This window comes from Rudaeicoccus suwonensis, from assembly GCF_007829035.1.
Classification (GTDB): Bacteria; Actinomycetota; Actinomycetes; order Actinomycetales; family Dermatophilaceae; genus Rudaeicoccus; species Rudaeicoccus suwonensis.
Genome location: NZ_VIVQ01000002.1, coordinates 206,931 through 224,893 on the forward strand (window position 1 = coordinate 206,931; position 17,963 = coordinate 224,893).

The 17,963-nt window shown below is 67.0% G+C and carries 16 protein-coding genes; 8 read left to right on the forward strand and 8 right to left on the reverse strand.

Going from position 1 to position 17,963, the window contains the following annotated elements:
• Positions 1–19 precede the first annotated feature (19 nt).
• The gene (locus BKA23_RS12185; protein ID WP_145228845.1) at positions 20–2,002 is read right to left on the reverse strand and encodes a GH25 family lysozyme; all 1,983 of its coding nucleotides are present in this window, start codon (positions 2,000–2,002) and stop codon (positions 20–22) included.
• A gap of 255 nt (positions 2,003–2,257) precedes the next feature.
• On the opposite strand from BKA23_RS12185, the gene BKA23_RS12190 reads away from it, so the two are divergent.
• Positions 2,258–3,058 carry a thioesterase family protein gene (locus BKA23_RS12190; RefSeq protein WP_246104637.1) on the forward strand — a complete coding sequence of 267 codons (801 nt, stop codon included), beginning with the start codon at positions 2,258–2,260 and terminating at the stop codon, positions 3,056–3,058.
• Between the two features lie 117 nt (positions 3,059–3,175).
• Positions 3,176–3,487, forward strand: a complete 312-nt coding sequence (locus BKA23_RS12195) for a DUF4235 domain-containing protein (protein ID WP_170226503.1) — start codon at positions 3,176–3,178, stop codon at positions 3,485–3,487.
• A 1,009-nt stretch (positions 3,488–4,496) separates the two neighbouring features.
• Here BKA23_RS12195 and BKA23_RS12200 read toward each other — a convergent pair.
• Together BKA23_RS12200 and BKA23_RS12205 are read right to left on the reverse strand one after the other, a co-directional pair.
• Positions 4,497–4,880: an ankyrin repeat domain-containing protein gene (locus BKA23_RS12200; protein ID WP_145228850.1), complete on the reverse strand. Its 384-nt coding sequence runs from the start codon at positions 4,878–4,880 to the stop codon at positions 4,497–4,499.
• Entirely contained in the window at positions 4,877–5,377 is a 501-nt protein-coding gene (locus tag BKA23_RS12205; RefSeq protein WP_246104638.1) for an Lrp/AsnC family transcriptional regulator, read from the reverse strand. The genes BKA23_RS12200 and BKA23_RS12205 overlap by 4 nt, the downstream gene beginning before the upstream one ends.
• A gap of 113 nt (positions 5,378–5,490) precedes the next feature.
• Here BKA23_RS12205 and BKA23_RS12210 point away from each other — a divergent pair, with 113 nt between their 5' ends.
• From BKA23_RS12210 to BKA23_RS12230, 5 genes are all read left to right on the forward strand, one after another.
• Entirely contained in the window at positions 5,491–6,606 is a 1,116-nt protein-coding gene (locus BKA23_RS12210) for a thiamine pyrophosphate-dependent dehydrogenase E1 component subunit alpha (protein ID WP_145228855.1), read from the forward strand.
• Entirely contained in the window at positions 6,603–7,622 is a 1,020-nt protein-coding gene (locus BKA23_RS12215; RefSeq protein ID WP_145228858.1) for an alpha-ketoacid dehydrogenase subunit beta, read from the forward strand. Before BKA23_RS12210 ends, BKA23_RS12215 begins: the two co-directional genes overlap by 4 nt.
• Positions 7,615–9,009 (forward strand): dihydrolipoamide acetyltransferase family protein, encoded by a 1,395-nt coding sequence (locus BKA23_RS12220; protein ID WP_246104639.1) that lies wholly within the window; start codon positions 7,615–7,617, stop codon positions 9,007–9,009. The genes BKA23_RS12215 and BKA23_RS12220 overlap by 8 nt, the downstream gene beginning before the upstream one ends.
• Before the next feature lie 105 nt (positions 9,010–9,114).
• Positions 9,115–9,423: a DUF4333 domain-containing protein gene (locus tag BKA23_RS12225; RefSeq protein ID WP_170226504.1), complete on the forward strand. Its 309-nt coding sequence runs from the start codon at positions 9,115–9,117 to the stop codon at positions 9,421–9,423.
• The gene (locus BKA23_RS12230) at positions 9,420–10,397 is read left to right on the forward strand and encodes a magnesium transporter CorA family protein (RefSeq protein WP_211841708.1); all 978 of its coding nucleotides are present in this window, start codon (positions 9,420–9,422) and stop codon (positions 10,395–10,397) included. The genes BKA23_RS12225 and BKA23_RS12230 overlap by 4 nt, the downstream gene beginning before the upstream one ends.
• 18 nt (positions 10,398–10,415) lie before the next feature.
• Here the strand turns inward: BKA23_RS12230 and hutI are convergent, their stop codons facing one another.
• Genes hutI through BKA23_RS12245 form a run of 3 tightly spaced genes read right to left on the reverse strand, consistent with a single transcriptional unit; the run spans position 10,416 to position 14,160 of the window.
• Positions 10,416–11,591, reverse strand: coding sequence for an imidazolonepropionase (gene hutI, locus BKA23_RS12235; protein WP_145228863.1), 1,176 nt, complete (start codon positions 11,589–11,591; stop codon positions 10,416–10,418).
• A 14-nt stretch (positions 11,592–11,605) separates the two neighbouring features.
• A complete protein-coding gene (locus BKA23_RS12240; protein ID WP_145228865.1) occupies positions 11,606–12,958 on the reverse strand; it encodes a formimidoylglutamate deiminase in 1,353 nt (450 codons plus the stop codon).
• On the reverse strand, positions 12,955–14,160 hold the full coding sequence (locus tag BKA23_RS12245; protein WP_211841709.1) for an allantoate amidohydrolase: 1,206 nt from the start codon (positions 14,158–14,160) through the stop codon (positions 12,955–12,957). Before BKA23_RS12245 ends, BKA23_RS12240 begins: the two co-directional genes overlap by 4 nt.
• A gap of 38 nt (positions 14,161–14,198) precedes the next feature.
• Between BKA23_RS12245 and BKA23_RS12250 the strand changes: the two genes are divergently transcribed.
• Positions 14,199–14,627: a VOC family protein gene (locus BKA23_RS12250; protein WP_145228867.1), complete on the forward strand. Its 429-nt coding sequence runs from the start codon at positions 14,199–14,201 to the stop codon at positions 14,625–14,627.
• Between the two features lie 6 nt (positions 14,628–14,633).
• Here BKA23_RS12250 and hutU read toward each other — a convergent pair whose 3' ends face one another.
• Positions 14,634–16,289, reverse strand: coding sequence for a urocanate hydratase (hutU, locus tag BKA23_RS12255; protein WP_145228869.1), 1,656 nt, complete (start codon positions 16,287–16,289; stop codon positions 14,634–14,636).
• Positions 16,290–16,395: 106 nt separating this feature from the next.
• Positions 16,396–17,934 (reverse strand): histidine ammonia-lyase, encoded by a 1,539-nt coding sequence (hutH, locus tag BKA23_RS12260; protein ID WP_145228871.1) that lies wholly within the window; start codon positions 17,932–17,934, stop codon positions 16,396–16,398.
• Positions 17,935–17,963 lie beyond the last annotated feature (29 nt).

A 17,963-nucleotide genomic window follows, 5' to 3' on the forward strand; every position in this document is an offset into this window, starting at 1 on the left:
TTATGCCAGTCGCGCCGACCTACTTCGGAGCGATGCCCGCGTACAGCGTTGTCTTTCCGGTCGACTTGTTCCAGAAGAGGTAGTCGTATCCGGACTTGCGCACGAACTGCTCGATCATGCCCGGGGCCGGACGGGCAACCGAGCGGGCATTGTTCGTCGGCCAGCCCTCGATGGCCGGGTTCCACACCGCGCTGATCGCATTGTCGGTGATGAACGTTCCCGACTTGTCATAGACGAGAGCGACATTCGTGACATTGGAGTTGGCGCCGGTGAATGGCTGCCAGTAGCCCACCATCCCCTGGGTGTTCGCCATCGACATCGGCTTCTGAGGCCAGCCGAGGCCGGCGACCCCGCCGTGCAGCAGGAAGCCACGCAGTATGTAGCCGTTGCTCCACACTGTGCCGTACTTCGCGGTGTAGAACGCCTCGGCCGGCACCTTCGAGGTGCCCTGGATGAACTGCTGCGTCGTACCGGACATCTTGTCGCCGGTTGCAGCCACCTCGACGCCGATCGGCCAGCCGTACTTCGCCGGCGTCCACGAATGCGCGTTCCCACCTCGCACCAGCTCGGTGCCGCCCGGCGAGCTCACGACCTCGTCCATCGGTCCGAACGACTGCATCGAGCCCGTCCAACCCCACGCGGTGGCCGACGTGGCAGCGCTCACGGGCCACCCCATCTTCGAGACACCGCCGTTGCTCTGGAAGTACTGCCAGACAGCTCCCGAACTCCACGTCGGCGATGACGACCCCGGTGGAAGGAATGCCATCGCCCGGTTCGACCCCTGCTGAAACTCCTGCACAGGTCCGGTGGCCGTCGTGCCGGCCGATGTCTGGCCGGTGGCGTCGAACGCGTTCTCGATCGGCCATCCGTCGGCGCCCACCGACCAGTGCGCGGCGATCGCGCCGGAGATGACGTGCGTGCCGTACTTGCTCGACGCCAGCGTCACGCCACCTGAGAAGGACTGCTGATATCCGGTCACACCGAAGGCGCTCACCTGTCGTTCGGACCCCGTCGGTGATCCCATCCACGACTGGTATGCCGATTTCACGTGCGTTCCCACCGTGTATGCCGGAGGCGGGGGCGTCAGGCCCGGCGGGCTCGTGGCGAACGCCTTCAGCGACGACGGAGAGCCGTTGTACTGGTCGTAGTCGACCTCGGGCGAGGTCTGGTAACCCCACTGCCAGAACGTCCAGTTGCTCTGACCGGTGGGTAGACCGTCGGTCGGTCCCGATGTGGAGGACCCGTTGTAGTCAGCAATCCAGAATGCGTTGCTGTTGCTGAAGGCCGCACTGTCACCGGTGCAGTCGGTCCACCAGTTCGTCGTCGTATAGATGACCGGGTACACGCCCTCGCGTGCTTTGTACTCGGCATTGAAAGCCTGGATCCAGGCCACCATCTGCGAATCCGACAGGCCGTAACAGACGTTCGACGAATACGGGTCGTATTCCGCATCCAATACTCCAGGGAGGGATTTGCCGTCCGCGCTCCAGCCACCGCCGTGCGCAATGAAGTAGTCGGCTTGGGCTGTGCCACTGGAGTATGCCGGATTGGCGAAAACATAGGCGCCGCGGATCATGCCTGCAGATGTCGCGTCGGAGTATTCCGAGGAGAAATCTGGGTTGGTGTAATACGTGCCCTCGGTGGCCTTGATCCAGGCGAACCGGTAGCCGGCGTTCGCCCAGGCCTGCCAGTCGACCGTGCCGCTGTAGTCCGACACGTCCATGCCGTAGGTCATGATCGAGGACGATGAGGAATTTTGCGCTGGTGTCGCAGCCGCACGTTGCCCACTGAATCGCGCCGCGCCGGTCATCCAGTTCATCGGCGCGCCCATACCCTTTTTCACACCGTCGGCTGCGGCCTTTGCGGTCGGTGTCGGAATGGCCCGCGTGCTCGCGTTCGATGCCGCGCCGCCCGTCGTCTTGACTGGCGCGGCGGACGCGATTTCCGGCATACAAACGAGGGCAGCGGCGACAGCGCACACACCCACGGTTTTGGAAAGCATGATGTGGCAACCTCTTCCTCGCGACGGAGGTCCGTTGGTGTCAGCAGCGCGACATTTCTCCGGAGAGAGCCCCCGAGCGGCCCACTGAGCACCCCGACCAAAGCTCCATTACAAAGTGCATTCTCGAAATTATTCGGCGTGTCTTATGAAAATTCCGTGAAACTCCTGAGACTGATGGTGCCAGTGGTGTAGGGCTCCCGGCAAGACCTGCCGCAACCACGGCATGTGCCGGCGCGACCCGTAGGCTTGCCAGCCGTGACACCGATCGATCCCGATGACGACTCGTTCTACTACCGCCGCACCGGTGCCGGCGTGTACCAGCCGACGATTCACGTGCAAGGCGCCTGGAACGACCACGAGCAGCACATGGCGCCGATCAGTGGGCTGATCACCCACGAACTCGCACGGCACGACCATCGGGACGACATGCAGATCGGGCGGCTCAGTTTCGAGATTCTGGGCCTGATTCCGTTGCAGGAGAGCACGATCGAGGTGCAGACGATCCGGCCCGGGCGCACCATCGAGTTGCTCGAGGCCACGCTGATCATCGGCGGCCGCGCGATCATCCGGGCGCGCGCCTGGCGGCTGTCCGTGCAGGACATGAGGTCGTTCGCCGCGGTCGAGTTGCCCACCATGGCCGATCCGGCCGACTGCGCGCCAATCGATGGCACCCGCGAGTGGCCGGGTGGCTACATCGCATCGCTCGACATCACCGCTGCCCCTGGCGGCCGCAGCGGCCGCAGGTCGGTGTGGATCCGCAGCAACTGCAGGCTCATCGACGACGGCAGTGCGGACCCGCTTGCGTCATACGTCATGCTCATCGACACGGCCAACGGCATCGCCACCCGGGTGCGGCCGACCGAATTGATGTTTCCCAACGTCGATCTGACCGTGCACCTGCTGCGACAGCCGGACCCTGCACTCGTCGGATTGGCGACCGAGGTGAGCTTCGGTCCGGACGGCCTCGGCCTGACTTCCAGCACCCTGAATGATGTGCACGGACCGGTCGGCCGAGCGGAACAGTGCCTCACCGTGCGGCCCTTCCCCACCCGGTGAAATCCGCGTCGTCTGCACGGTCGGGTGACGACTGCGGACTCGGCATGGCAGGCTCGGATCCAGCACGTATGACGACACGCGACCCCGCGCGGTCGCGCACTGACGGAAGGTATGCCGATGGGTTCTGTGGCCTGGAAGGTGCTCGCCGCGGCGAGCAGTATCGCTGCGGGGAAGGCCGCTACCACGGTGACCGCGAAGGGCTGGAAGGCCGCAACGGGCGGTAAGCCTCCGGTCAACAAGCACGACCCCAACCACAGCGCCACGCAGATCGCGGTCTTCGCGGTCGTGTCGACGGCGATGGCCGCGGGATTCAAGGCATTCGCCGAGCGCAAGGCCGCTGACTACTACACCCGCTCGACCGGAACGCCGCCGCCGGCAGTGGCCAAGCAGCAGCAGAAGGCCGCCACCAAGGCCGCACTCAAGGCGTGAACGGCGGGCGAGTGTGACGCGTTTGCCTTTCGAGCACCGCGACAATCACGCTCTCGCCCTCAGACGCCGCGAATGGCGCACACCTGCCCTTGACCATCCCGAGTGGCATGCACGTGCCCTCGAAACCTCACCACACCCCGAGTGGCATGCACGTGCCCTCGAAACCTCACCACGCCCCGAGTGGCATGCACGTGCCCTTGACCGTTCCGAGTGGCACGCAACTGACCCACGAGCGCTGATCTCGGTCACTCCCGCGCCACTCGCCGCCACCTCGGGCAATCCCGCGCCACTCGCCGCCACCTCGGGCAATCCCGCGCCACTCACCCACCACATGCACAAAACCGCAGGTCCACGACTGGCGCACTACCTGCCTCAAGACCTCACCACACCCCGAGTGGCACGCACTCGCCCTTGATCGCCACGAAAGTCACGCTTTAGCCCTCGACCGTCTTGAGTGGCGCGCGACTGACCCACGAGCGCTGATCTCGGTCACTTCCGTGCCAGTCGCCGCCCGCCCGGGCAATCTTGTGCCCCTCGCCGCCACACGCACAGAACCGCAGGTCCACGACAGGCGCGCAATTGCCCTCGGAGACCGCACCTCGTCCCGAGTGGCACGCACGTGCCCTTGATCGCCACGAGAGTCACGCTTTAGCCCTCGCCCGTCCCGAGTGGCGCGCGACTGACCCACGAGCGCTGATCTCGGTCACTCCTGTGCCACTCGCCACCACCTCGGGCAATCTTGTGTCACTCGCCGCCACACGCACAGAACCGCAGGTCCACGACAGGCGCGCAATTGCCCTCGGAGACCGCACCTCGTCCCGAGTGGCACGCACTTGCCCTCGACCCGTCCCGAGTGGCACGCAACTGACCCACGAGCGCTGATCTCGGTCACTCTTGTGCCCCTCGCCGCCACCTCGGGCAATCCCGCGCCACTCGCCGACCCGGCGGCCCGGCGGCCCGCCAGCCCGCCCACACGGCCGCACATCCGCGGACCAGCAGCGAACGCGACTCAGCGCAGCAGGTCGCCCCGGCCGAACATCTCGGCGGTTGCCTTGGCCGACGGCGAACCCGCCTCGACGTCGGCGCCTGCGTCGAGCAACAGCCAGACGATGGTGTCCTCACCCTTGAAAACCGCTCCGGCGAGCGGCGACTGGCCACGGTCGTTGAGCCGATTGACATCGGCGCCGCGCTCGAGCAGCACCGAGACGACGGCCGCCTGCCCGTGATACGCAGCGAGCATCAGCAGCGTGTTGCCGCCGGCGTCGGTCAGGTCGACCGGCGTGCCATGGTCGACATAGGCTGCGAGACGCTCGGCATCGCCGTCGCGCGCAAAATCAGCACACGCATGCGCGATCTCGACCAGCTGAGGGTCGAGGGGCTGCGCATCGGTCATGAAGGTAAGCCTAACTGCTCACGCGCCCACGGCGTACCGGCGCCGCTGATCTCCTCGAACGCGAGCCAGGTGCGCGTGCCAAGCACTCCAGGGATCGCTTGGATGCGCTCGAGCACCAGCGTCCGCAAGGCCTGATTGTCGGGTGCGTGCGCCTGGACGAGCACGTCGAACTCCGAGCCGAGCAGCGCGATCGTGTCGATGTAATCCAGTTGCGCCAGCGCCGCCGAGACCGTGCGCCAGGTGTTCTGCTCGATGTTGAGCGCGATGTATGCCGTTGTCGCCAAACCCGCCTTGGGCGGGTCGATCCGTGCGCTGAAGCCTTCGATCACTCCGTCGGCCGTCAGTCGTTGCAGTCGCGCGTAAGCCCCTGCACGCGACAAATGCAGTCGTTCGGCGAGCGAGCGCACGGACAAGCGAGCGTCGGCGGCAAGCTCGCCCAGGATGTGCCGGTCGACGTCGTCGATCTCACGTGGCGCGGTCTGTCCAGCTTCGCGCACGCCTCGAGAGTCTGTTTTGGATGATTGGCTCTCCATACTGCCATTATCGCACCATATGTATGCCGTTGTCCGGTTGACTTGAGCCAAACAGCTACCAGCAAGACACTGTTGTGATGCAGACCACAGCCAATGCGGCCCAGCAGGCGTTGCTGCCGTCGCCCAACCCGGTCCAGTTGCTCGATCCCACCGGAGCCGAGGTCGAGCAGCATGGCACCGTGCGCGACTACGCCATGCCGGATGCTGGTCGTCTGCGGCAGATCTGGCGGCAGATGGTCATCGGGCGCCGGTTCGACATCCAGGCGACGGCGCTCACCAAGCAGGGCCGGCTGGCGGTCTACCCCAGCTCGCGCGGCCAAGAGGCCTGCCAGGTCGGGGCCACCATGTCCATCCACCCCACCGACTGGATGTTCCCGACCTACCGCGAGTCGATGGCGCTGGTCACCCGCGGCATCGACCCGATCGAGGTGCTCTCGTTGCTGCGCGGGGACAGCCATTGCGGCTACGACCCGATCGCGACGCACACCGCTGCACAGTGCACGCCGCTGTCGACGCAGCTGGTGCACGCCGCAGGTGCGGCATACGGCGAGAAGCGTCGCGGTCGCGACTCGGTGGCGTTGGCCTTCATCGGTGACGGCGCGACCAGCGAGGGCGACTTCCACGAGGCGCTGAATTTCGCGGCGGTCTTCGAGGCCCCGGTGATCTTCTTCGTTCAGAACAACAAGTACGCCATCAGCGTGCCGCTGTCGAAGCAGACCAAGGCTCCGGCGTTGGCATACAAGGGAATCGGCTACGGCATACGGGCCGAGCAGGTCGACGGCAACGACCCCGCCGCGGTGCTCGCCGTCATGGATGTCGCGCTCGAGCACTGCCGCTCCGGCAAGGGGCCCTTCCTCATCGAGGCCCACACCTACCGTCTCGACGCGCACACCAACGCCGACGATGCGACGCGCTACCGCTCCGCCGACGAGGTCACCGCCTGGCTCGACCGCGACCCGATCGCACGGGTCGAGGCCTGGCTGAAGTCACGCGGCGAACTCAACGACGACATCGTCGCCGCGACCCACGCGGAGGCCGAATCGCTGGCATCGGACCTGCGTGACCGCATGAACACCGACCCCACGGTCGACCCGATGTCCTTGTTCGACAACGTTTTCGCCACGCCGACGCCGCAACTGGAGCAATTGCGCGGCATGGTCCAGGCCGAACTTTCTGCGGAGGCCCAGGCATGACCGTCACGATGAGCGGCGCGCTCAACGCAGCGCTGCGAGACAGCCTCGAAGCCGACGACGACGTCATCGTCTTCGGTGAGGACGTCGGCACCCTCGGCGGTGTCTTCCGGATCACCGACGGCCTGGCCGAGACCTTCGGCGAGGAGCGTTGCTTCGACACTCCGCTCGCGGAAGCCGGCATCGTCGGTTTCGCGATCGGCATGTGCCTCACCGGTTTTCGCCCCGTCGTCGAGATGCAGTTCGACGCCTTCGCCTACCCGGCCTTCGAACAGATCACCTCGCACGTCGCCAAGATGCGCAATCGCACCTCGGGCCGCGTCGGTCTGCCGATGGTGATCCGCGTGCCGTATGCCGGTGGCATCGGCGGCGTCGAGCATCACTGCGACTCCAGCGAGGGTTACTACGCCCACACCGCCGGTCTGAAGGTCGTCACACCATCGGACGCCGCGGATGCCTACAGCCTGCTGCGCGAGGCGATCGACGACCCGGACCCGGTCATCTTCATGGAGCCGAAGGCGCTCTACTGGTCCAAGCAGGACGTCGAACTGCCCTCTCAGCGACCGGGTTTCGGCGAAGCCGTCATACGTCGCACGGGCTCTGACGTCACGCTGGTGACCTACGGGCCGTCGGTGCCGATGGCGCTGCAGGCAGCCGAGGCTGCCGCAAGCGAAGGCTGGGATGTCGAGGTCGTCGACCTGCGCACCATCGTGCCCTTCGACGACGAGACCGTCGTCGAGTCGGTGCGCCGTACCGGCCGATGCGTGGTCGTGTCCGAGGCCCAGGGCTTCGCCGGCGTAGCCGGCGAGGTAGCCGCACGGGTCAGCGAGCGCTGCTTCCACTCCCTGCAGGCACCGGTCCTGCGCGTGAGCGGTCTCGAAACTCCTTATCCCGCACCGATGTTGGAGAAGACCTACCTGCCCGGAGTCGAGCGGGTGCTCGACGCGATCGCCCGCTTGCAATGGGACGACGTGCCCGACCTCTCACACGAGCCGGCAGCGGCGGTGTCCCGTGGCTGAGTCGACCAGCCTGCGCGTCGCGCCCGAGCAGACCTTCACGCTGCCGGATCTCGGCGAGGGCCTCACCGAGGCCGAGGTCATCGAATGGCTGGTCGACGAGGGCGATGAGGTGATCATCGACCAGCACGTGGTGGTGGTCGAGACCGCCAAGGCGACTGTCGAGGTTCCGTGCCCGTATGCCGGCCGGGTCGTGCGCCGCCACGGCGCTGCCGGCGAAACCGTTCTGGTCGGATCACCTTTGGTGACAGTCGCATCGGGCGCAATGCCAACGGATCATCCGGTCGACGCGGGCAGTGCCCCGGGAGCTGCGGCCGAGTCCGGGTCCGGCGCCGTCCTCATCGGCTACGGCACCTCCGGAGGCGGCTCCACGGTGTCCGATCGACGTCGCGCGGCTCGTCGTCGTGGTTTGTCGTCCGTCACGACGGGTGCCGGTGCCGGGCCGGCAGACGCCGAACGTCCGTCGGGCGGCACGCCTGTGCCGGGTACCGATGCCGTGCCGGTGGCTGATGCTGATCGTGCCGAGGCTGCGACATACGTGCCGAAGGTCATCTCGCCGATCGTGCGCAAGCTGGCACAGGACCGTGGCATCGACCTGGGACAGGTCACCCCTGGCCCGGGTGGCGTGATCCGGCGGGCTGACGTGGATGCCGCAGCGGCGAGGGGCGCCTCGGCGCCACAGTCTGCGGCATACAGCTCGAAGACCACTGAGGAACAACGGATTCCGATCACCGGCCTGCGGAAGGTCGTTGCCGACAAGCTCACCCTCAGTCGGCGTGAGATTCCGGATGCGACCACCTGGGTGGATGCCGATGCGACCGAGCTCATGGCGGCACGGCAGGCGATCGGCCTCGAACGCGCCGGCGTACTGGCGCTGCTGGCACGCATCTGCGTCGCCAGCCTGCGCCGCTTCCCCGAACTCAACGCCTCGGTGGATGTGGACCGCGGCGAGATCGTGCGGCACAGCGCCGTCCATCTCGGTTTCGCCGCCGACTCCCCGCGCGGTCTCGTCGTGCCTGTCGTGCACGACGCCGATCGACTGACGACCCGCGAACTCGCAGGTCGGCTGGGCGAACTCGTCGACGCGGCCCGTGCCGGCACGCTTGCTCCGGCCGACCTGACCGGCGGCACCTTCACGCTCAACAACTACGGCGTCTTCGGTGTCGACGGCTCCACCCCGATCCTGAATCACCCCGAAGCGGCGATGCTCGGTGTCGGTCGCATCCTCGACCGACCGTGGGTCGTCGACGGTCAGTTGGCTGTTCGCAAGGTGGTCCAACTCGGCTTCACGTTCGACCACCGCGTGTGCGACGGCGGTGCGGCGGGTGGATTCCTGCGATTCGTGGCCGATGCGGTCGAACGTCCATTGGGGCTGCTGGGCGATCTCTGAGGTATGTCGCGGCCGATCGGTGGGACCAGGCATCGTCATACGGCTCGCTCCGATTGCCCGCGTACTATTTCCCAGGCACGTCGTTCTGGTTGCAGGAGGAGACAGATGAAGCGCACCGTCCGCAAAACTGTGGTCAGTGTGGGGGTCGGTGCGGTGCTCGTCACCTCGCTCGCCGCCTGCGGTGACTCGGTCGTCAAGCAGAGCGCCCTGCAGACGCAGGTCAAGGAGAAGCTCTCGGCGGTGTCAACCCAGACCATCGGCGCGGTGAAGTGCAACGGTGATCTGACGGCCAAGGTCAAGAAGACGCAGACCTGCTCGGTCGATGTCGCCGGTTCGCAGAAGAAGGTCACCGTCACCGTCAACAGCGTGAGTGGCAAGACCGTGCAATACGGCATCACCAAGGTCGGCTGGTGACCTGTGAGATCAGCACGCGGGCCTGGCGCGACGGCGCGCTGACCGAGCACGACTTCCCGTTGGCTGATCTCAGCGATCATCTGTGCGACCCGAGCACACTGTCGTGGGCCGACCTGCTCGATCCCGAACCGGCAGACCTGCAGCAACTCGCCGAAGAACTCGGGCTCGATCCGCATTCGGTCGAGGACGCTCTCACCCAGCATGAGCGGCCGAAGGCCGTGCGCTACGACAGCCACATCTTCATCACGGCCTTCACGGTCACCGGCATGGCCGACGACAGTGACATGCACCGCATCTCGATCTTCGTGATGCCGCACGCCGTTGTGACGGTGCGGCTCGGGGCCGGATTTCCCGTCGACGACGTGGCGCAGGATCTGCAGGACAACACCGAGCTGCTCAAACACGGCCCGAAGGCGCTGCTGCACGCCCTGCTCGACACCGTCGTCGACGGTTACTACGAGGTGGTCACCCGGATCGACGAGCGGGTCGACGATCTCGAGGAAGAGCTCTTCGACGAGCAGCATGCCGGCAACCGGATTGCCCGGCAGATCTACGAGTTGCACAAGGAGATCAGCCACCTGCGGCGGATGGTCCTGCCCATGCGCGACGTGGTCAGCATGGTGCTGCGCCGCGCCTCCGATCCAGGAGCGGAGCGCGACCTGGTGGCGTACTACGAGGATCTCTACGACCACACCATGCGCGTGGCCGAGTGGACCGACTCCATCCGCGACACCATCGGGTCGATCCGCGACACCAACCTGGCACTGGTCGACACCGCGATGAACACGGTCATGAAGAAGCTCACGTCGTGGGCGGCGATCATCGCCGTTCCGACGGCGATCACCGGATGGTATGGCCAGAACGTGCCCTACCCCGGCTTCTCCAAGCAGTGGGGTTTCTATTGCAGCGTGGGGCTCATCGTGGGCATCGCGTTGTTTCTCTACGCTTCGTTCAAACGTCGTAACTGGCTCTGACAGAGGGCTTTTCGCTGGTCAGAAGTCGACCATCCGCGCGATCGGCACGCCCGGTCGGTAGGCCAGGTGCAGGTACGACGGTGCATCCAGCACGGTCAGATCGGCCCGTGCTCCGGCACGTATGACGCCGACGTCGTCGCGGCGAAGCGCGCGTGCGGCGCCCGCCGTTGTCGCGTGCAACGCCTCCGACGGCGTCATGCCCATGTCGCGCACCGCGACAGCGATCGCGAACGGAATCGAGCTGGAGTAGCACGTGCCAGGGTTGCAATCACTGGCCAGTGCCACCTGCACGCCGGCATCGATCAGCCTCCGTGCGTCCGGATATGGCGACCGGGTCGAGAACTCGACGCCGGGCAGCAGGGTCGCGACGGTCGACGAGCCCGCCAACGCCGCAACGTCGTCGTCACTGAGGAACGTGCAGTGGTCCACACTTGCCGCACCCAACGACACCGCCAACTGCACACCGGGCCCGGCGCCCAGCTGATTGCCGTGCACCCGCACGCCGAGGCCGGCAGCCGCACCGGCGCGCAGGACCTGTTCGGATTCGGTTGCGGTGAAGGCGAATTGGCTGTTCGGCTCACAGAAGACGTCGACCCATTTCGCGTATGGCGCACAGGCGTCCAGCATCTCGCCGCACACGAGGTCGACATACTCCTGGCGGTCTGCAGCGCTGCCGCGACTGTCCGGCGGCACCACGTGTGCGCCGAGAAAGGTTGTCTCCTGGGTGAATTCGCGAGCGATACGCAGGGATCTGGCCTCGTGCTCAACGCTGAGCCCGTAGCCGCTCTTGATCTCGACGGTGCCGGTCCCCTGGGCGCGCATCTCGGCGACGCGACGCGCGACAAGAGTCCGCAGCTCGTCGTCGGAGGCGGCGCGGGTAGCGGCCATCGAGACGGCGATGCCACCACCGTCATACGGCTCGCCTGTCATGCGCGCGGTGAACTCAGCCGACCGGTCCCCGGCGAACACCAGGTGGCTGTGGCTGTCGACGAACGCGGGTATCAGTGCGTGGCCGTCGAGATCCACTCTCGCAGCTGCATCAGAGAGCTGGGATGCCTTGCCGACAGCGATGATTCGGCCGCCGTCGACCACGACGGCTGCGTCGCGGATGATGCCGAGCGGTGATCCGTCGCCATCCGGGTGTGGCGGGTCGTTGGTGACGAGTTCACCGATCCTGGTGATGAGAGTGGTCATGGTTTGTGGGGTCCTCACGCGTTGACCCAGAAGGGTTCGATGGCATCGGCCAGCAGGCGGCTCACGTCTCCGAGGCGATGCTGCCGGTCGGCGACGACCACGTGCCCGTCCCGTATGACGTCGGTGACGTCGCCGGCGGTCGCTGCCGTCAGCACGAAGTCAGCCGGAACCCCCGCTGTACGAACGCTGCTCAGCGACACGGCGACCAGGTCGGCGCGGGCGCCGACGGCCAGCGTCCCGCAGTCGCTCCACCCGATCGACTCGTGCGCGGTAGTGGCGGCGAGGAGCTCGTCCTGGGTGATGCGACCGCGCTGCAGGGTCGCGAGGCGCTCGTGCATCTCCAGGGCGCGTGCTTCTTCCAGCAGGTCGATGACTGCATGCTGGTCCGAGCCGAGACTGAGCGGCGCACCCGCGTCGAGCAGGGCGCGAGCCGGACCGATGCCGTCGGCAAGGTCACGTTCGGTAGTGGGGCAGAAACACGCGGTGCTGTGCGAGTCACCCAGCAAAGAAATGTCGTTCGCCGTCAGATGGGTCGCGTGCACCGCGGAAAAACTGGGCCCGAGCAGCCCAGCGTCCGCCAGCAACTCGACCGGCGTCATGCCGTAAAACTCTTGACACGCCTGGTTCTCCGCCGGCTGCTCGGACACATGAGCATGCAGCACGTGTGAGCCGTCGGTGACGTGATGCCATGCCTGGTTCATCGCACGCAACTGGTCTCGGGGCACTGCGCGCACCGAATGCAGAGCAGTGCCGATCCGATGGTTGAAGTGATCGGTCTCAAGACGGGACACGCGGTCGGCCCAGCGCATCACGTCGCCGTCGCCGAAGCGCAACTGCTCCGGAGCGAGCGGCAGGTGACCATCGGCTCCCAGACCGCCGCTGAGATAGCAGGTGTCGAGCAGCGTGAGCCGGATGCCGGCATCCTCGGCAGCCTGGATGAGCGCGTGCCCCATGGCGTTCGGATCGTCATACGGCGCGCCGCCGGGTTGATGGTGCACATAATGGAACTCGCCCACCGAGGTCACACCGGCAAGCGCCATTTCAGCGTAGGTCGCGCGCGCCAGCGCCAGGTAGTTGTCCGGATCCAGTTGCGCCGCAACGGCATACATCGCTTCGCGCCAGGTCCAGAAGGTGCCTCCCCCTGCGTGGGTGCGACCGCGCAGGGCTCGATGGAAAGCATGACTGTGGCAGTTCGCCAGCCCAGGGAGCACGACGCCCGGCAGCACGTGCGCACCGCCCTGCGGCATACCTTCCTCGATCGCGGTGAAGACGCCGTTCTCGATCTCGAAGCGCACCCGTTGCGCAAAACCACCGGGCCAGAACGGTTTTGGGGCAAGGTAGGCGTGCTGCGCCCAGTACGCGGTCACGAGGCGAGATCCTGGGTGACCGCGGTCAGTGCTTCGACGCCGCGGTGACAGTCGTCGCGTTCGGCGAACTCCTCCGGCGAGTGCGAGACACCCGTCGGATTGCGCACGAACAGCATGGCTGTCGACACGCCTGCCGTTGCGAGAATTCCGGCATCATGGCCGGCTCCCGTGCCGAGCATCGGGGTCGACTCTCCGAGCACTCCACGCAGCCGGCCGGCCAGATCACTGTCGAAGGGCGTGGTCGCGGTCCACGACTCCTCGGTGAGCGTGCCACCGAACCGGCTGGTCTCTCGACCGATGGCAGCGACCGTCGCCTGGACGGCTGCCTCGTCGGACCCGCGGGCGTCCAGCCAGAGACGGACGTGCGACGGTATGGCGTTGACCCCGCCCGGCTCGACCTCGATCTTGCCCGTCGTTGCGACACAACCGTTTTCGGCTGCCACGGCGCGTGCGGTGAGCACGACCTGTGCAGCCGACAGCATCGCGTCGTGGCGGTCGACCAGCCGCGTGGTGCCGGCGTGATTGGCCACACCGGGCAGGTCGATGCGCCAGCGACCGTGCGGCCAGATGTCGGTGCCGATCGCGACCGCCGCGGTCGCCGGGTCGAGGTCGGCAAGCGCGCGACCCTGTTCGACGTGCAGTTCGACGAAACACCCGATTCGGCGCAACGTCTCGTCGTCTCGCCCGATGTGCTCAGGCGTGCGACCCGCCTGCGTGAGGGCTTCGGCCATGGTGATGCCGTCGGCGTCCGCGAGACCCAACGCCCGCTCGCGCGTCATGGCACCGGTGATGACGCGCGATCCGGCACACGCGACGCCGAACCGGGCGCCCTCCTCATCGCCGAAGTTGACGACTGCGATCGGCCGCTTCGGCGCAAAACCGTTGGCCCGCAATGCATCCACGGTCGCGAGGGCGGACACCACGCCCAGCGGACCGTCATACGCGCCGCCGTCGGGCACCGAGTCCAGATGAGAGCCGATCACGACGCCCGGGCCGTCGGCGTCGGGGTCACCCCACCAGGCCCACTGGTTGCCCATGCGGTCCTGCGTCAACTGCAGGCCCCGTCGAGTGCACTCGCCCGCAAACCACTCGCGCAGGGTGTGGTCCTCGGCCGTCCAGGCGAATCGCCGGTAGCCACCGGATGCGACCCGGCCGACTGGGTGCAGCTCGTCCCACATCCGGTCGAACTCAGAACTGCTCATCGCGAACTCCTGTCGGTGCGTTCTGCCAGTGTGACTGCATGGAACCTCGCGTCAGCTTCATCACTCTCGCCGTCGCCGACCGCGACGCCAGCCGCCGCTTCTACGTCGAGGGGCTCGGCTGGCCGGCTGCCTTCGACGACATCGACGTGATCATGCTGCAGGTCGGGCCGCAGCTGGTGCTGTCGCTGTGGGAGCGCGACGCCTTCGCGGCCGAGGTGGGCGAGCAACCGTCGTCCGGTCTGGCACCGATCACCCTCGCCCACAACGTGGCCACCCGCACGGAGGTCGATGCCGCCCTTGAGCAGGCCCGCCGGGCGGGCGCCAGCAGCGTCACCGCTGCCGAGCACCGCGAGTGGGGCGGCTACAGCGGCTACTTCGCCGATCCCGACGGGTTCCGCTGGGAGGTCTGTTGGAATCCCGGCGAGATCGGCAAAGTGGTGCTGCCCGAGGTGTCCGAGCACGGCTGAACCGGCTCAGTTCTCCCGCATCGGCACGCGCACGTGCTTCTGCTCGGCGACGTCCTCAGCGATCTCGTAGCCCGCGTCGACGTGCCTGATCACACCCATACCGGGGTCGTTGGTGAGCACGCGCGCCAGCTTCTGCGCGGCCAGCGGGGTGCCGTCGGCCAGCGACACCTGACCGGCGTGCATCGACCGGCCGATGCCGACCCCACCGCCGTGGTGCAGTGACACCCAGCTCGCGCCGGAGCTGGTGTTGACGAGCGCGTTGAGCAACGGCCAGTCGGCGATCGCGTCGGATCCGTCTGCCATTGCTTCGGTTTCGCGGTATGGCGATGCCACCGATCCACAGTCGAGGTGATCGCGGCCGATCACGATCGGGGCGCTCACCTCACCGCTGGCGACCAGGTCGTTGATGGCGAGTCCGGCCTTGTCACGTTCGCCATACCCGAGCCAGCAGATACGCGCCGGCAGGCCCTGGAAGGCGATCTTCTCGCGCGCGCCGCGCATCCATTTCTGCAGCCGGTCGTTGTCCGGGAACAGGTCCATGACGGCCTTGTCGGTCGCGTAGATGTCCTTCGGGTCACCCGACAGCGCTGCCCAACGGAATGGGCCCTTGCCCTCGCAGAACAACGGGCGGATGTATGCCGGGACGAAGCCGGGGAACTCGAACGCCCGCTCGTAGCCGCCCAATCGGGCCTCGTCGCGGATCGAGTTGCCGTAGTCGAAGACCTCGGCGCCGGCGTCCTTGAAGTCGACCATCGCGGCGACGTGCTTGGCCATCGAGGCGCGAGCGCGGTCGGTGAACTCCTCAGGCTTCTTCTCGGCGTACTCGTGCCAGTCCTCCAGGGCGATGCCCTCAGGGAGGTAGGACAGTGGGTCGTGCGCGCTCGTCTGATCGGTCACGATGTCGATCGGCACACCGCGGCGCAGCAGTTCGGGGAAGATCTCAGCAGCATTGCCGACGACACCGACCGACCACGCGCGTCGCTGCTCTTTGGCGGCGACAGCCTTGTCGATGGCGTCGTCGAGGGAGTCCGCGACCTCGTCGAGGTAGCGGTGCTCGACGCGTCGGCGCAGTCGCGACTCGTCGACGTCGACGATCAGGCAGGCACCGTCGTTGAGCGTGACGGCCAGCGGCTGGGCGCCGCCCATGCCACCGCAACCACCGGTGAGGGTCAGGGTGCCGGCAAGTGTTCCGCCGTAACGCTTTTCGGCGATCGCGGCAAAGGTCTCGTAGGTGCCCTGCACGATGCCCTGGGTGCCGATGTAGATCCACGAGCCGGCGGTCATCTGGCCGTACATCGTCAGGCCGAGGTGCTCGAGGCGGCGGAACTCGGGCCAGGTCGCCCAGTCCGGCACCAGGTTGGAGTTGGCGATGAGGACACGGGGGGCCCACTCGTGCGTCTGCATGACGCCGACCGGACGGCCCGATTGCACGAGCATGGTTTCGTCGGCCTTGAGCCGCTCGAGCGTGCGCACCATCGCGTCGAAGGACTTCCAGTCACGTGCGGCACGACCGGTGCCGCCATACACGACGAGGTCGTCGGGTCGCTCGGCCACTTCGGGGTCGAGGTTGTTCATCAGCATCCGCAGCGGGGCCTCGGTCGCCCACGACTGCGCGGTCAACGTCGTCCCTCGCGGGGCGCGCACCGGACGTGCACCTTCCATCGTCAAACTCCCTGTCTCTTCTGCGTTTTCGAATCTGAATCCTGTTGATGAAGCTGGTTGGTCAACGGCACGGGATCGGCATACGCGCCGATGCGCACCTGCTGGGTCATGCCAGGGGACCCGCGGCCTGCTGTGCCGCTGCGCGGACGTTGCCGTCGGCGACCGATGCCACGACCGACTCGATCTCGGGCGACAGGAACCGGTCGGCGCCGGGTCCTGGCACGGCCAGTTCGTCGATGACGGCCACCGCGACCGGGCCGGGCTGCAACGGAGCCCGCAGCTGTATGCCGCGCGCCGCCGTGAGCAACTCGATCGCGAGGACGCGGGTGAGTCCGTCGACCGCGCGGCGCAACTTGCGCGCGCCGGCCCAACCCATCGACACGTGGTCCTCCTGCATCGCGCTGCTGGGGATCGAGTCGACGCTCGCGGGAGCCGCAAGACGCTTGAGTTCGCTGACGACACCGGCCGCGGTGTACTGCGCGATCATCAGACCCGAATCGGTGCCCGGGTCGTCGGCCAGGAACGGCGGCAGACCGTGGTTGCGCGCGACGTCGAGGAACCGGTCGGTGCGCCGCTCGCTCATCGACGCGACGTCGGCGATCACGATCGCGAGGAAGTCGAGCACGTAGGCGACGGGCGCACCGTGGAAGTTGCCGTTGGATTCGACACGTCCGTCGAGGGTGACGACCGGGTTGTCGACGGCGGCCGCCAGCTCACGTTCGGCGACGGTGACGGCGTGGGCGAGGGTGTCCCGCGCGGCGCCGTGCACCTGCGGCGAGCAGCGCAGCGAATACGCATCCTGCACGCGGGTGCAGGCGTTCGGGTCACGGTGGGAGTCTCGGATTCCGCTGTCCTTCAGCACCTTTCGCAGGTTCTCCGCAGACAGCGCCTGACCCGGGTGGGGTCGCAGCGCCTGCAGATCTGCGGCGAAGACGTCGTCTGTGCCGAGCAGTCCCTCGACGCTCATGCCGGCGGCGATGTCTGCCGTGGTGAGGAGCATCGACAGGTCGTCGATGGCCAGGCACAGCTGGCCGAGCATGCCGTCGGTGCCGTTGATGAGGGCCAAACCCTCTTTCTCCTGCAGGACGACCGGCTCGAGTCCGGCGGCGGCGAAGGCCTCGGAGGTCGACATGAGCCGGCCCTGCGCGTCGTGCACCTCGTCCTCACCCATCAGCGCAAGTGCGCAGTGCGCCAGCGGCGCGAGGTCACCGGAGCAACCGAGCGAACCGTACTCGCGCACCACGGGGGTGATCCCCGCGTTGAGCATTGCGACATACAGCTCGAGGGTCTGCGGGCGGATCCCGGTGCGGCCGGTCGCCAGGGTCGAGATGCGCAGCAGCATCAGCGCGCGCACCACCTCGCGCTCCACGGGTGCGCCGGAGCCGGCGGCGTGTGATGCGACCAGGCTGCGCTGCAGTCGTTGGCGCTTTTCGAGCGGGATGTGCGTGTTGGCGAGTGCGCCGAATCCGGTGGAGATGCCGTAGTGCGGCACCGTGTCGTTCGCCAGTGCCTCGATGATCTCCCGGCTGCGCGCCACCTCGGCCCGCGATTCGTCGCTCAGCTCGATCTGCGCGCCACCCCGGGCGACAGCAACGACATCGGCAATGCTCAGCGGGCCGATGCCCACGGTGATCGTCTCGGTCATACGGCAAGTGTCCGGCTGTCGGCCGACGT